This window comes from Meridianimarinicoccus sp. MJW13 (genome assembly GCF_014901205.1).
GTDB lineage: Bacteria > Pseudomonadota > Alphaproteobacteria > Rhodobacterales > Rhodobacteraceae > Meridianimarinicoccus.
Map to the genome: position 1 here is coordinate 254,516 of NZ_JACNMU010000007.1, position 13,341 is coordinate 267,856.

Consider the following 13,341-nt stretch of genomic DNA (forward strand, 5'->3'; position numbering starts at 1 on the left):
GGCCCGTTCTGGGCCGTTGGGATTCTCCCGCTGTGCTGTTCCGGCATGTCCCCGCACCATGGGTACAGGACCGGAAAGCGACCGCTTCGGGGCGTGCAACACTCTTGTAACGCATATACTGGAAAAATTTCTCAAAAATACAGTGCAACGTCAGCTTAATCTTTACCAGTGGTTAACACTTCACATATTCGAAACCTCGGACGGCAAACAGTGTTTTTTGGGTAAGGAGAACCAAATGCGGGCTTGGCAACTGGAAGAAATCGGTGGAACGCCGCAACTTAACAGTGTGGAGCCGCCCCGACCCGGCCCGAGCGAGGTGCAGATCGACATTGCCGCCTGTGGGCTGAATTTCGCCGATCTGCTGACCATCAAGGGGCAGTACCAGGAAAAGCCGCCGCTGCCCCTGACCCTGGGGATGGAATTCGCCGGCGTGGTGCGGGCGGTGGGATCCGAGGTGACGGGCCTGGCGGTGGGCACCCGCGTCGGAACCTACTCGGGCGGTGGTGGTCTGGCCGAGGTCGCCTGCGTGCCTGCGGACCGCTGCGTGCCGCTGCCCGATGCAATGCCCTTCGCCGATGCGGCGGCGTTCCAGATTGCCTATGGCACTTCGCATGTGGCGCTGCGCCACCGGGCCAACCTGCAACCGGGCGAAACCGTTCTGGTGTTGGGCGCGGCCGGGGGTGTGGGCCTGACGGCGGTCGAGATCGCCCATCGCATGGGCGCACGGGTGATCGCCTGCGCCCGCGGGGTCGAAAAGCTGGACATCGCGCGCCGGGCCGGGGCCGATGAGGTCATCGACAGCGAAACCCCTGACCTGAAGGCCGCGCTGAAAGCCATGGGCGGCGTTGACGTGATCTATGATGCGGTGGGCGATCCGATGTTCTCGGCGGCGCTGCGCGCCTGCCGTCCCGGTGCGCGGGTGCTGGTGATCGGCTTTGCCGCCGGTCAGGTGCCGCAGATCCCCGCCAATTACCTGCTGGTGAAGAACATCACCGTCCATGGCTTGTACTGGGGCGGCTACCTGGCCTTTGCCCCCAAGGTGCTGACAGACTCGATGGCCGAATTGTTCGACTGGTACGCCGAGGGCAAGCTGCGGCCGCACATCAGCCACACCTTGCCTCTGGAGAAAGCCGACGTGGGGCTGGAGCTGCTGCGCAGCCGCAAGTCCACCGGCAAAGTGGTCATCACCCCCTGAGCCAGCTCAGGCCACGGCGCGGGCGCGACGGATCTGGTAGGCCGCGCGCACCAGTTCGGCCATGCGGGCCACGGGCGTCTCCTGGCCGGCGCCGTTGACATAAAGGTTGATCTGGCGCGACGGCAGTTGCGGCAGGGCGCCGCCGTGCGGGATTTCGTCCAGTTGCGGCGAGGCGGTGCCGGACAGAACCGCGCCCACGGCCAGATCGGCGCTGAGCGAAGCTTCGATGGTGCGCGAGGAATCCGATTCCACCGCCATGTCCCATTCGATGCCTGCCTGATCCAGCGCCTGCTGGACCGGGGCGCGGAACATGCAGCCCGGTTCGAACCCCAGCCGCAGCGGGCGCTGCTTCCACGCGATCCCGCCGGGCGCCCCGATCCAGACCAGCGGCAACGCTGCAAGGGTTTCACCCTGCGCATCGGGGCTTTCCTCGGTGGTCAGGATCAGATCGCAATCGCCGCGGGCGAATTCTTCCTTCAGTTTGCGGGTGTAGGACGACACCAGATGCACCCGCATCCGGGGAAACTCGGCGTTGAAGCGTTGCAGCACGCCGGGAATATGCGGGTAGATGATGTCATGCGGTACGCCAAGCGTCAGTTCGCCTTCGAAGACGGTGTCGGTCAGGCGGCTGACCGCCTCGTCGTTCAGGGCCAGCATCTTGCGGCTGTAGCCGAGCAACTGCTCTCCCGCCGCGGTCAGGGTGACGGTGCGAGCGGAACGGTCCAGAAGCTGCACGTCCAGTGCCTCCTCCAGCCGCTTCATCTGCATCGAGACCGCCGATTGCGTCAGGTTCAGAAGGTTTGCCGCCCGCGTCACGCCGCCGGTATCGGCCACGGCCACAAAACTGCGCAGGGCTGACAGGTCAAGAACACGCCTCATATCAATACCTGTGATGTTTTGGTTCAAAATCATTCGTTTTACAAATTCACCACAGCGGCACAGAAACATCAACAGAATTCATGAAAGAGCCAAACTGCATCACGAACACTGAAAGGAACACCCCATGTCCGCGCCCGTCTCCTGCACCTGTGCCCTGCCCCGCCAATCCCGCCGCCTGTCCCTGCCCGGTCTCTTCCAAGCCGTCCGGGCAGCGCACCGCCAGCGGCGTGCCTTGCAGCAACTGGACGACCGGATGTTGGCGGATGTGGGGATCACCCGCGCCCAGGCCGAGCAAGAGGCCGCGCGGCTGGTCTGGGATGCGCCCGCCCATTGGCTGCAACGGCGCTGAAAGGCCCTGCCGGCCCCGACATTGACAGGAATCAGCCCCCGCAGGCCGAACAAATCCGGAAGATCGGCTGAAATCGTACCCACACTCGCTTGAAAAACCGCGCCCGGTTGCCGATATTCTGTTGCAAGTGCGGCCCGTGAACTGGCCGCCTGCCAGATATGACAGGAGAGAGCTTCATGGCTGAATATCAGACGATCCGCGCACAGGCCGGGGCCCGGACCGCGCAGATCGACGAGGGCCTTCGCGCCCATATGAACAAGGTCTACGGCACCATGTCGATCGGCATGTTGATCACGGCCCTGACATCCTGGGCCATTGCCGGCCTTGCCGTGACCAGCGACCCAACCGGCGCAACCGCGCAAATCGGTGCCGATACCTATCTGACAAGCCTTGGCGCCGCGATCTACACCTCGCCGCTGAAATGGCTGGTCATGTTCGCACCGCTGCTGTTCGTCTTCGGCTTCTCGGCCGGGATCAACCGCATGTCGGCGGCCACGGCCCAGACGGTGTTCTACGCCTTCGCCGCGGTGATGGGCATTTCCATCAGTTCGATCTTCCTGGTGTTCACCGGGGAATCGATCGTGACCACCTTCCTGGTGACCTCGATCGCCTTCGCCTCGCTCAGCCTCTACGGCTACACCACCAAGAAAGACCTGAGCGCGCTTGGCACCTTCCTCATCATGGGTGTGGTGGGTCTGATCATCGCGTCGATCATCAACATCTTCGTGGCCTCGTCGGCCATGGCCTTCGCCATTTCGGTGCTGGGTGTGCTGATCTTCGCCGGGCTGACCGCCTATGATACGCAGAAGATCAAGACCACCTACCTCCAGATGGCGCAAGCCGGTGATCAGGAATGGCTGGGCAAAGCCGCCATCATGGGCGCGCTGAGCCTGTACCTGGACTTCATCAACATGTTCATGTTCCTGCTGCAGTTCCTCGGCAACCGCGAGTAATCGCCGGGCAAAGCCTGAACAGATCACAACCCGCCGGAGCCTTTCCGGCGGGTTTTTTTCATGGACGCGCGCGGGTCAGATGCTGGGCCAATCGCTGGCTGCGGCGCAGGATCGGGGCTTCGATCGCAAGGTAGCTGGCCAGCGACAGCGCCAGAGTTCCCGCCAGCAAGGCCAGGATGGCCAGCCCTCCGGTCAAATCCGTGCGAAGGGCGATCTGGTCCAGCACCGCCATGTGCCACAGGTAGATGCCGAAGCTAAGCGCGCCGCCCGCCCGCATCAACGGGGCCTCGAACACCGCACACAAGGGGCGCGGTCCATGTTCCAGCCCCAGCACCAGCAGCCCCGCACACAGGCTGGCCAGCGGCACCAGCCAGACCCGCAACGTGGCCGTGACGGCATCCCCGAACAGAACGTCAGACAGGTCCGGGATGGTCAGCACCAGCAGGATCAGGCCCAGAATCATGCCCCCGCCCGCGACACCCCGCGCCGGACGCACCTCGCTTGCCTGTGCCGTGGCCGACAGGACACCCGCCAGGGATCCGGCCCAGAAACAGCAAAGATAGGGCCAGAGCGCGACGCTGTTGCTGGCCGCCGCATCACGCGACAGCACTGCCAGCACCCCGAACCCCGCCAGCCCGATCCCGACCATCACGCCCAACCCCAACCGCCGCAGCAGGTCGAAGCCCAGCGTGACCACCGGCAGCAACACGTAGTATTTCAGCTCGACCGGCACGCTCCAGGTGACGCTCTTGCCGTCGCGCAGGGCCAGGTGGCCCAGGTACTCCTGCCACCACAGCGGGAAGGGAAAGGCGGCCGTGGCGCGCTGGCCTGAGGCTTGCAGCGCCCATGTGGTGACCAGCGCCAACGTCAGATACAGCAGGTAGAGCGGCACGATCCGGGCCAGTCGGCGCAGCCCATAAGCCGCCATCCCGCCCGGCGTCCAGAACCCGGCCCCCTGCCCGATCTGGATGCGCGACAGCAGGAAGGCGCTGAGAAAGAAGAACAGGAACACGCCCGTCTTGCCCCAGCCCGCAAAGGACAGGCCGCCAAGGCTGAGCCACTTGGCGTTGGACATATGGCTGAGAACCACGATCCCCGCCGCCAGCGCCCGCAGCCCGTCGAGACCGGGAATGTCGTTGCGTTTTGCGGCAGCGGCCCGCGACAGAATCAAGGGCATGTGACTGCCAGACGTTTGCCGGAAAAAATGACAAACGCGCGGGTTGCCCCGCGCGTTGGCCGCATCGTCATGGCCGTCCGCAGGGCGCTACAGCGCACCCTCGGAGCCGAGGAACTCTACCCCGTCAGTGCTGCCATCGCTGTAGGCGATGCATTTCCACGGCGCTTTCTGCTCCCCGACGGCAAGCGTCACATAAGTGCCCGCTTCCGAGAACTCCGAGGAGGTCACGGCGATCATCGGGTTCTGGGTCACATCTGCCACGGCGGCGGCACATGCGCTCTCGGCCACCGTGGGCGTCCCGCTGCTGGAACCGCCCGAGGGCATGTCGCAGCCCATCAGGCCCAGAGCCACGGCCAGACCGCCGGCAATTTTCAAACCATTCATCATTGTCGATTCTCCCTGTCCAAAGTCGTTCACTCCGAGCCTAGCGAGGAAAATGCGCCGTGCCAAAGCCCTTTGCGGAATTCTCGTTGTTTCGCGGAACCTTGCCCAAACGTCATGCACCCACGAAAAAGGCCACGCGCGATGCGTGGCCCCAAAATTCGAAAGGTTGGCGATCTTACTTGATCTTGCCTTCCTTGTACTCGACGTGCTTGCGCACCACCGGGTCATATTTCTTGGTCACCATCTTCTCGGTCATGGTGCGGGCGTTTTTCTTGGTCACGTAGAAGTGGCCGGTGCCCGCGGTCGAGTTCAGGCGGATCTTGATTGTGGTCGGCTTCGCCATGGGAGGTCTCCTCAACCGGGCGGAACGGACCACCCGAAGAATTCATGAAACCCGCCTTTTACGGATGCCCGCCCCGGTGTCAAGTGAAACCGCCCGGAAATCCGGGGCAAGGCGCGCAAAGCCGCAAGGAATGGCAGGCCGGGTCATGACGCCAGCGGGCGCGGCCCGGCCCCGCCCGGTCAGCCGCGCGGCAGCGGCGGCAGGCCCATGGCGCGATGCACCTGATCGCGGGCCGCATCGGTCAGACCAAGCGCCGTCGAAAGCTGCCGCAGGTAGGTGATCTCGGCCGCCGAATCGACCTTCACCGCCATCAGCGACATGGAATAGACCTGCGCCTTCATGGCCTCGCCCGTGTCCTGTGCCAGCCCCATCGGATCGACCGGTGCGGCCAGTTCGGCCTTCACGAAGGCGACCTCATCGGGATCGGCATCCTTGAGTTGATCGAGGATCTTGGCCTGCTCGTCGGCGTCGATCTCGCCATCGGCCTTGGCGGCCTGGATCATGGCGCGGATCATCAGCTTGGCGTTGGATTCGGCTGCAACCGAGACCGGGGTATTGGCGAACATGCCACCCATCATGTCATCCATCTGCTGACCACCGGCCGCCGCAGCACCGCCCATGGCCGACATCAGCCCGCCAAGGCCCATGGCTGCGGCGCCGCTGTCCTTGCTGCTGCCACCCATGCCGCCGAGGCTGCCCATCAAGTCCTTGACGGCCTTGCTGCCGCCGGGCACGCCCAGTTTATCAGCCATCTGGGCGATCTGGTCGGTCATGCCGCCCAGGCCCATGCTGCCAAGGCCGCCGGCACCGCCGGACTTGCCCGACATCATGTCTTGCATCCCGGCCATGCCGCCCATGTTCTTGAACTTGTCCACTCCCTTTGCCGCGGCAAATCCCATGGCGACGGTAGCTAGCGTTCGCATGAAGCTCATTTGTGGTCCTCCCGTTTTGGCGGGCAATGCTTCCCGCCCGGTCAAGTGGACCCCCAAACCGACGATATTGCAAAACTTTTCCGGCTCCGCGTCGTCGCAGGGGCAGAAAAGAAGGGCGCGGATGGCCTGTAAGCCGGATTCTGTCCGGGAGTTGCCCCCCCTGGATGACCATTCCTCTGGGCGCACCGTTGCCGATGCGCTCTAGCTGCCAACCCGGATCTCGCGGCTGAAGCGGCCTGCGGACGAAGCCGCGTGAGATCCCTATTTGGCATTGCTCCCGGTGGGGCTTGCCGTGCCACGACTGTTGCCAGCCGCGCGGTGGGCTCTTACCCCACCGTTTCACCCTGACCATGGACGGTATCGGCAAGGCCGACCTGCCCCATGGCGGTCTGTTTTCTGTGGCGCTTTCCCTCGGGTTGCCCCGGCCGGGCGTTACCCGGCACCGTTGCTTCATGGAGTCCGGACTTTCCTCGGGCATTGCTGCCCGCGATCACCCAGCCATCCGCGCCCCGCCTGTTAGGCCGGGACGGGGTCCGGGTCAACGGGGAAGCGGCGGGCCAGATCGGCAATCACCGCCATGTCTTCCGCCGCCAACGGCCCGCGCGCCGCCGGGCGGAAACGGTCGCGAACTGCGGTCAACAGGGCGTCGGGGGACGCATCTGGGTAGCCGAAGGTGCAGGCCAGTCGGGCGAAGGCGTCGGGGTCCGTTGCGGGTGCGGTCGCGACCTCGGGCCAGATCGCCAGCCCTTGCCGCGCCAGGCGGCACCAGTCAAAGCGCGCCCCCGGATCAGACTTGCGGTCCGGCGCCATGTCGGAATGGCCGATCACCGCCTGGGGTACAATCTGCCAATTGGCCATCACTTCGCCCAGCAGCGCCTCGAGCTGCGCCATCAGCGGTTCGGAAAACGGCGTCTGCCCGTCATTGTCCAGCTCGATCCCGATGGAGCGGGAGTTCACATCCCCCTGCCCGGCCCAGGCCCCGGCCCCGGCGTGCCAGGCGCGGTCGGCCTCGCGGACAAGTTGCCAGCACGTGCCGTCGCGGCCGATCAGGTAGTGGGCCGAAACCTCATGCTCGGTCGAACACAGCCGTTCCAGCGCCGACTGGGCGCTGTCCATGGCGGTATAGTGCAGAACGATCAGACCCGGCCGTGCGCCGTTGCGCCGGGGGCCGAAGTTCGGCGAGGGATGCCAGATCACCGGATGGCCTTGCGAAACCGTTCAGGATTCCAGTTGCAGGCATAGCCGTCGCCGTCGGGATCGATGCCGGCGCTGTCGCGTTCCGGCCCGCCCGAGTTCAGGAAGGCCGCTTGTGCCAGATCGTCCGAGGCATAGCGTGCGCAAGCGCGGGCGGCGCGTTCCGCCGAAGGGTTGGAGCGCGCATAGACCGACTGCCCCACCGGGTGCGAGGTATCCAGGGCGAAGCCCACCACCGACGGGCTGCCCGTCGACGGGCGCGAGGGCACCGGGCGCGCCTCGACCTGTTCGACCGCCACCGCCGTAGGGGTCACATGGGTGATCTGCGCCGGCGCGGCCCCGGTATAGGTGGTGTCGTTGCCGACGGTACCGGGCGTGCTGCTGACTGCCGCCGTGCTTCCCGCCACCGGTTCCAGCCCGACCGTGCCACGGCCCGAGGGGCCCTGCAGCGCCGCGTTGCGGGCGGCGCGCGCCTCGGGCGACACCGGCTCCAGATAGACCACGTTACCCGAATCGGGGACCGAGGGGCTGCAGGCGGCCAGCGCCAGCAGCGACAGGGTGACGGCGATCGGGGCGGCGCGCATCAGCTTACCACCACCGCGCGGGTTTGACCGCGAACCCGGCGGCCCTTTCCAGCACGCTGGCCTGGTTCAGCAACGCGCCCTCTTCCCAGGGCTTGCCGATCAGTTGCAGCCCCAGCGGCAGCCCCTGACCATCCACACCCGTGGGCACCGCGATGCCCGGCAGACCGGCAAGGTTGACGGTCACGGTGAACACGTCGTTAAGGTACATCTTGACCGGATCGGCATCATTCATCTCGCCCAACCCGAAGGCCGCCGAGGGCGTCGCCGGGGTCAGGATGGCGTCGATGCCCTCGGCAAAGACGGTCTCGAAGTCGCGCTTGATCAGGGTGCGCACCTTGCGGGCGCGGTTGTAATAGGCGTCGTAGAAACCCGCCGACAGCACATAGGTGCCGACCATGACGCGGCGCTGCACCTCGGCGCCGAACCCCTCGGCGCGGGTCTTTTCGTACATCTCGGTGATGCCGTCGCCCGCCGCCAGCTTGGCGCGATGGCCAAAGCGCACGCCGTCATAGCGCGCCAGGTTTGACGAGGCTTCTGCCGGGGCGATCACGTAATAGGCCGGCAGAGCATACTTGGTGTGCGGCAACGAGATGTCGACAATCTCGGCCCCCGCATCGCGCAGCATGTCCCGCCCGTCGGCCCAGAGCTTCTCGATCTCCGCCGGCATCCCGTCCATGTGGTATTCCCTGGGAATACCGATCTTCTGGCCGCGAATGTCGCCGGTGATCGCCGCTTCGAAATCCGGCACCGCCAGATCGGCGGATGTGCTGTCCAGCGGATCGTGTCCGGCCATGGCGTTCAGCATGATTGCCGCGTCCTGCACGGTCTTTGTCATCGGTCCGGCCTGATCCAGCGAGGAGGCAAAGGCCACGATGCCCCAGCGCGAACAGCGCCCGTAGGTCGGCTTCAGCCCGGTGATGCCGGTGAAGGCCGCAGGCTGGCGGATCGAGCCGCCGGTGTCGGTGCCGGTCGCTGCAAGGCACAGGTCGGCGGCCACCGCGGCGGCCGAGCCGCCCGAGGAGCCGCCCGGCGTCAGCGCCGTCTCTTCCGTGGCGCGCCGCCAGGGGTTCACCGCATTGCCATAGGTCGAGGTCTCGTTCGACGAGCCCATGGCGAATTCATCCATGTTCAGCTTGCCCAGCATGACCGCGCCCGCGTTCCACAGCTTTGTGGTGACGGTGCTTTCATACTCGGGCTTGAACCCGTCCAGGATGGCCGAGGCCGCCTGCGACGGCACGCCCTTGGTGCAGAACAGATCCTTGATGCCCAGCGGGATGCCGCACATGTCGGGCGCATCCCCCGCCTTGATCCGCGCGTCCGCTGCCGCGGCCTGCTGGCGCGCGATCTCGGGGGTGTTGTGGACAAAGGCGTTCAGCGCGCCGGCGGTGTCGATCTCCGACAGGCAGGCTTCGGTCAGCTCGGCAGCCGTGGTTTCGCCGGCGCGCAGGGCGTCGCGGGCGGCGGCGATGGTCAGTTTCGACAGGTCCGACATTATTCCACCACCTTCGGCACGGCGAAAAAGCCTTCGCGGGCGTCCGGCGCATTGGCCAGAACCTTGTCTTGCTGGTCGCCATCGGTGACCACATCCTCGCGCCGTTTCAGGCGCATGGGCGTGACCGAAACCATCGGCTCCACGCCGTCTACATCCACCTCGCCCAATTGTTCGATGAAGCCGAGGATGGTGTTGAATTCCTGGGCCAGGGCGGGCAGCGCGTCCTCCTCCACCCGGATGCGGGCGAGCTTGGCCACGCGCGCGGCGGTGTCGCGGTCGATCGACATGCGTGTCTCCGTAATTGTGCTGCGCCCCGCTTTAGCGGTCCGAAGCCGGGGCTGCAAGCGAGCGCAGGTGATGGCGGCGATAGACTTCGATCACCCAGCCCAGAAGCACCGCATTCAGGCAATGCCACAGAAAATGCGTCCCCATGGGCAAGGCCCCGCACAGGGGCATGTCCAGCGACCGGAAGGTCAATGATGCCGTCAGCAGCCCCCCGGCAATGACCAGCCCGCGCGCCACCTGCGGCAGCCGGGCACGCAGCACGAAGGCATAGACTAGAAACGCACCAACCAGCGGCCAGTACATCGCCGAAATGCGAACGAAGGGCAACGCCGACAGCAACGGTGTCAGGGCGGCGGTCAGCGGCAGGTACAGCAGGGCCAGCGCCAGTGCCGGCAGCCGTCGCAGCCCAAGGTAGGCCCGGTTCGCTGCAAACAGATAGACCAGCGCGAACAGCACGATGGGCAGCGTGTCGGCCAGCGCCGACCAGACCTGCGCTGTGGTGTGAAACAGGAAACTGCCCAGCCCGATGAACGCCAGCAGCCCGGTCAGCACCTGCGCCAGCGGCACCGCCTGCCCGTGCAACCGCCGCGCCATCACCAGGGCCGCCACGAGAAAGGCCAGGTTTGTCACCGCATTCCACGGCTCAGCCCAGAACGCGGGCCCCAACCGCTCGCAATAGCCATCCAGCGCCTGCGTCAGATCCATTCCCTTGTCCCGTCCCTGTGCTATCGTGACCCTGCTTCGGGACATGTAGGGAGGCTCCCATGAAAATCACCTGGCTTGGCCACTCGGGCTTTCGCATCGAGATCGGCAATCAGATCCTGCTGGTCGACCCCTGGCTTGACGGCAACCCGGCCTTTCCCGACGATCGCCGGGCCGAGACCATCGCAGGCGCCACCGCCATCCTGATGAGCCACGGCCATTTCGATCATACCGGCGACATGCTGGAAATCGCGCGGGCGCTTGAGATCCCGGTGGTGGGCAGTTTCGACATCGTCTCGCATTGGGAAGCAGCCAAGGACATCCACGGTGTCGGCTTCAACAAGGGCGGCACCGTGCAACTGGGCGATGTCAAAGTCACCATGGTACACGCGGTGCATTCCTCGTCGCTGGGCACCGATCACGGGCCGATGTACGCGGGCGGCGAGGCCGGGTTCATGATCGCGCAGGGCGGCCGCACGATCTATTTCTCGGGCGATACGGACGTGATGATGGACATGGAGCTGTTCCAGGATCTGCATCATCCGGAAATCGGCATCCTGTGTTGCGGCGGGCATTTCACCATGGACATGGCGCGGGCGGCCTATGCGGCCAAGCGGTTCTTCACCTTCAAGACGGTGATCCCCTGCCATTACAAGACCTTCCCCCTGCTGGAGCAATCGGCCCAGCCGCTTGTCGATGCCCTGCCGGACGTGGATGTGAAGACCCCCGAGGTGATGGAGACACTGACGCTGTAGGCCGCAGCCCTAGCGGCCGTCCAGATCATCGGGCCGCAGGAACAACAGCAGGACGGCGGCCGCCACCAATGCGGTCGCGGCGGTCTTGGCGAAGAACACAAGTTCGCGGTCACCCTGCAGCGCGCCGTGAATGGTGACGACGAAACAGCCCAGCAGGCTGACGGCCGCGACCAGCACCGCCAGCGCCGTCAGCCATTGCCGCACCGGCGACAGCCGCCGCCGGGGATCGCGGCGGCAATTGCGGCGATCCAGATGCGCCAGCCGCAGGTAGATCGGGGTAAAGACCAGAAACTCGGCCAGCCACCAGTCAGTGTTGTAGAAACGGGTTTCCGGATCGCCCCAAAGCCGTTCGATCCCTGCGTGCAACAGGTGGACAACCGCCAGTGCTGCATTCACCAGCGCGATGAACATCAGCGCGTAGAACAGCGCATCACGGGCCGAGATCGCCGGGCGCGGGCGCGGCACGGGCACCGGGAAATCGCTGTCGGCATAAATATCCATTGCGCGGGCGATCTCGCGATCATCCCAACCGGCGCTGGCCAGCGCTGCGGCAATGGTGTTGCGATCCTGGCCATCGACCAGCGCCTCGCGCACAAAAGTCTGCAACTGGGCACGGGACATCAGGCCGGCCGCCCCACGCGCAACTCCGCGAAAAAGGTTTTCAGAAGGCGTTCGGCCTCTTGCGCGCCGATGCCGTCATAGATCTCGGGGCTGTGGTGGCTTTGGGCGCGGGTGAAAATCCGCGCGCCATGAGCAACGCCGCCGGATTTGGGATCCGCCGCGCCATAGTACAACCGCGCCACCCGCGCCGCCGCGATGGCCGCCGCGCACATGGCGCAGGGTTCCAGCGTCACATACAGGCTGCACCCGGTCAGCCGTTCCGATCCCAGCCGCGCACAGCCCTGCCGGATCACCAGCATCTCGGCATGGGCCGTCGGATCGGCCATCTCGCGCGTCCGGTTGCCTGCCTGCGCCAGTACCGCGCCATCCGGCCCCGCCAGCACCGCCCCGACCGGCACCTCGCCGCGCGCTGCGGCGGCGCGGGCCTCGTCCAGCGCAAGGCTCATGTGGGAATGGAACGTGCTCATCATCCTTTCTTGCCTTTGGCCCCGCGCCCATGCAACAGGCTTTCGTTTCCCGCTCCCGAGGACTAAGGCTGTGACATGACTGACAAGACCCCTCCCGGCGACCGGATCGCCAAAGTCCTGGCCCGCGCCGGGATCGCCTCGCGCCGCGATGCCGAAAAGCTGATCGCCGCCGGCCGCGTCACCCTGAACGGCAAGCGCATCACCAGCCCCGCCGTCAATGTCATGCCCTCCGATCGCATCACCTTCGATGGCAAACCGGTGCAAGAAGCCGAACCGACGCGGCTGTGGCTCTATCACAAGCCTTCGGGTCTGGTGACCACCGAACGCGACGAGAAGGATCGCCCGACGGTGTTCCAGAACCTGCCCGAGGACATGCCCCGCGTGATGAGCGTGGGGCGGCTGGACCTGAACTCGGAAGGGCTGCTGCTGCTGACCAACGATGGCGAGATCAAGCGCAAGCTGGAACTGCCCGCGACCGGTTGGGTTCGCAAGTACCGGGTCCGCGTCAAGGGCGCGCCCACGGATGAAACGCTGGAGCCGCTGCGCAAGGGCATCACCGTGGAGGGCGAGCGGTTTCAGCCGATGGCGGTGCAACTGGACCGGCAGCAGGCCTCGAACGCCTGGCTGACCGTGGGGCTGCGCGAAGGCCGCAACCGCGAGATCCGCCGCGCCATGGGGGCCATCGGGCTGGATGTGAACCGGCTGATCCGCGTGTCCTATGGCCCGTTCCAACTTGGCGAGCTGAAAGCCGGGAAGGTGGAAGAGGTCAAACCGCGTGTCGTGCGCGACCAGTTGGGCCTTGGCCCGGCACGCCCCAAACCGCAACGCAGCCGTCGGGACGACCCCGCCGCCACGCCGCCCGACGGAAAAACCCGGCCCTCGGATCCGGGGAAACCGGCCCGCGGCGGCAAGGCCCCGACACCCCGGCCCGTGCGACGCGGCAAGCCCGGCTCGCGCTGAGAGCACAAATTTCCCGCCACGCGGGGCTTGCGCAACCGGCACATCGTGCCATCCTCCCTTAACAGGGAG

17 protein-coding genes and 1 other RNA gene are annotated in these 13,341 nt (G+C 65.8%); 5 read left to right on the forward strand and 13 right to left on the reverse strand.

Annotated features, from left to right (window positions below):
* The first annotated feature begins 235 nt into the window (after positions 1-235).
* Positions 236-1,195, forward strand: a complete 960-nt coding sequence (locus tag H8B03_RS14415; protein ID WP_193142574.1) for an NADPH:quinone oxidoreductase family protein — start codon at positions 236-238, stop codon at positions 1,193-1,195.
* 6 nt (positions 1,196-1,201) lie between these two features.
* Here H8B03_RS14415 and H8B03_RS14420 read toward each other — a convergent pair whose 3' ends face one another.
* Positions 1,202-2,074, reverse strand: coding sequence for a LysR family transcriptional regulator (locus H8B03_RS14420; RefSeq protein WP_193142575.1), 873 nt, complete (start codon positions 2,072-2,074; stop codon positions 1,202-1,204).
* A 124-nt stretch (positions 2,075-2,198) separates the two neighbouring features.
* On the opposite strand from H8B03_RS14420, the gene H8B03_RS14425 reads away from it, so the two are divergent.
* A complete protein-coding gene (locus H8B03_RS14425) occupies positions 2,199-2,423 on the forward strand; it encodes a DUF1127 domain-containing protein (RefSeq protein ID WP_193142576.1) in 225 nt (74 codons plus the stop codon).
* A 176-nt stretch (positions 2,424-2,599) separates the two neighbouring features.
* Positions 2,600-3,376: a Bax inhibitor-1/YccA family protein gene (locus H8B03_RS14430; protein WP_193142577.1), complete on the forward strand. Its 777-nt coding sequence runs from the start codon at positions 2,600-2,602 to the stop codon at positions 3,374-3,376.
* A gap of 58 nt (positions 3,377-3,434) precedes the next feature.
* Here the strand turns inward: H8B03_RS14430 and H8B03_RS14435 are convergent, their stop codons facing one another.
* The 10 genes from H8B03_RS14435 to H8B03_RS14480 form a co-directional block, all read right to left on the reverse strand.
* Positions 3,435-4,553: an acyltransferase gene (locus tag H8B03_RS14435; RefSeq protein ID WP_193142578.1), complete on the reverse strand. Its 1,119-nt coding sequence runs from the start codon at positions 4,551-4,553 to the stop codon at positions 3,435-3,437.
* A gap of 87 nt (positions 4,554-4,640) precedes the next feature.
* Positions 4,641-4,940: a hypothetical protein gene (locus tag H8B03_RS14440; protein WP_193142579.1), complete on the reverse strand. Its 300-nt coding sequence runs from the start codon at positions 4,938-4,940 to the stop codon at positions 4,641-4,643.
* 172 nt (positions 4,941-5,112) lie between these two features.
* Positions 5,113-5,280, reverse strand: coding sequence for a 50S ribosomal protein L33 (rpmG, locus tag H8B03_RS14445; RefSeq protein WP_193142580.1), 168 nt, complete (start codon positions 5,278-5,280; stop codon positions 5,113-5,115).
* A gap of 179 nt (positions 5,281-5,459) precedes the next feature.
* Positions 5,460-6,212 carry a DUF533 domain-containing protein gene (locus H8B03_RS14450; RefSeq protein ID WP_193142581.1) on the reverse strand — a complete coding sequence of 251 codons (753 nt, stop codon included), beginning with the start codon at positions 6,210-6,212 and terminating at the stop codon, positions 5,460-5,462.
* 113 nt (positions 6,213-6,325) lie between these two features.
* An RNA gene (gene rnpB / locus H8B03_RS14455) (RNase P RNA component class A) lies at positions 6,326-6,718 on the reverse strand.
* 10 nt (positions 6,719-6,728) lie between these two features.
* Positions 6,729-7,409, reverse strand: a complete 681-nt coding sequence (locus H8B03_RS14460; protein ID WP_193142582.1) for an N-acetylmuramoyl-L-alanine amidase — start codon at positions 7,407-7,409, stop codon at positions 6,729-6,731.
* Complete coding sequence (locus H8B03_RS14465; RefSeq protein WP_193142583.1) at positions 7,406-7,990, reverse strand: hypothetical protein; 585 nt, start codon at positions 7,988-7,990, stop codon at positions 7,406-7,408. Before H8B03_RS14465 ends, H8B03_RS14460 begins: the two co-directional genes overlap by 4 nt.
* Before the next feature lie 4 nt (positions 7,991-7,994).
* Positions 7,995-9,482, reverse strand: coding sequence for an Asp-tRNA(Asn)/Glu-tRNA(Gln) amidotransferase subunit GatA (gene gatA, locus H8B03_RS14470; protein ID WP_193142584.1), 1,488 nt, complete (start codon positions 9,480-9,482; stop codon positions 7,995-7,997).
* Entirely contained in the window at positions 9,482-9,769 is a 288-nt protein-coding gene (gene gatC / locus H8B03_RS14475) for an Asp-tRNA(Asn)/Glu-tRNA(Gln) amidotransferase subunit GatC (protein ID WP_193142585.1), read from the reverse strand. Before gatC ends, gatA begins: the two co-directional genes overlap by 1 nt.
* A gap of 31 nt (positions 9,770-9,800) precedes the next feature.
* Positions 9,801-10,472, reverse strand: coding sequence for a ceramidase domain-containing protein (locus H8B03_RS14480; RefSeq protein WP_193142586.1), 672 nt, complete (start codon positions 10,470-10,472; stop codon positions 9,801-9,803).
* Between the two features lie 59 nt (positions 10,473-10,531).
* Between H8B03_RS14480 and H8B03_RS14485 the strand changes: the two genes are divergently transcribed.
* The gene (locus H8B03_RS14485; protein ID WP_193142587.1) at positions 10,532-11,224 is read left to right on the forward strand and encodes a metal-dependent hydrolase; all 693 of its coding nucleotides are present in this window, start codon (positions 10,532-10,534) and stop codon (positions 11,222-11,224) included.
* Between the two features lie 9 nt (positions 11,225-11,233).
* Here the strand turns inward: H8B03_RS14485 and H8B03_RS14490 are convergent, their stop codons facing one another.
* Positions 11,234-11,845 (reverse strand): DUF5671 domain-containing protein, encoded by a 612-nt coding sequence (locus H8B03_RS14490; RefSeq protein WP_193142588.1) that lies wholly within the window; start codon positions 11,843-11,845, stop codon positions 11,234-11,236.
* Positions 11,845-12,312, reverse strand: a complete 468-nt coding sequence (locus tag H8B03_RS14495; protein WP_193142589.1) for a nucleoside deaminase — start codon at positions 12,310-12,312, stop codon at positions 11,845-11,847. Before H8B03_RS14495 ends, H8B03_RS14490 begins: the two co-directional genes overlap by 1 nt.
* 75 nt (positions 12,313-12,387) lie before the next feature.
* Here H8B03_RS14495 and H8B03_RS14500 point away from each other — a divergent pair, with 75 nt between their 5' ends.
* Entirely contained in the window at positions 12,388-13,272 is an 885-nt protein-coding gene (locus H8B03_RS14500) for a pseudouridine synthase (protein WP_193142590.1), read from the forward strand.
* Positions 13,273-13,341: the final 69 nt, after the last annotated feature.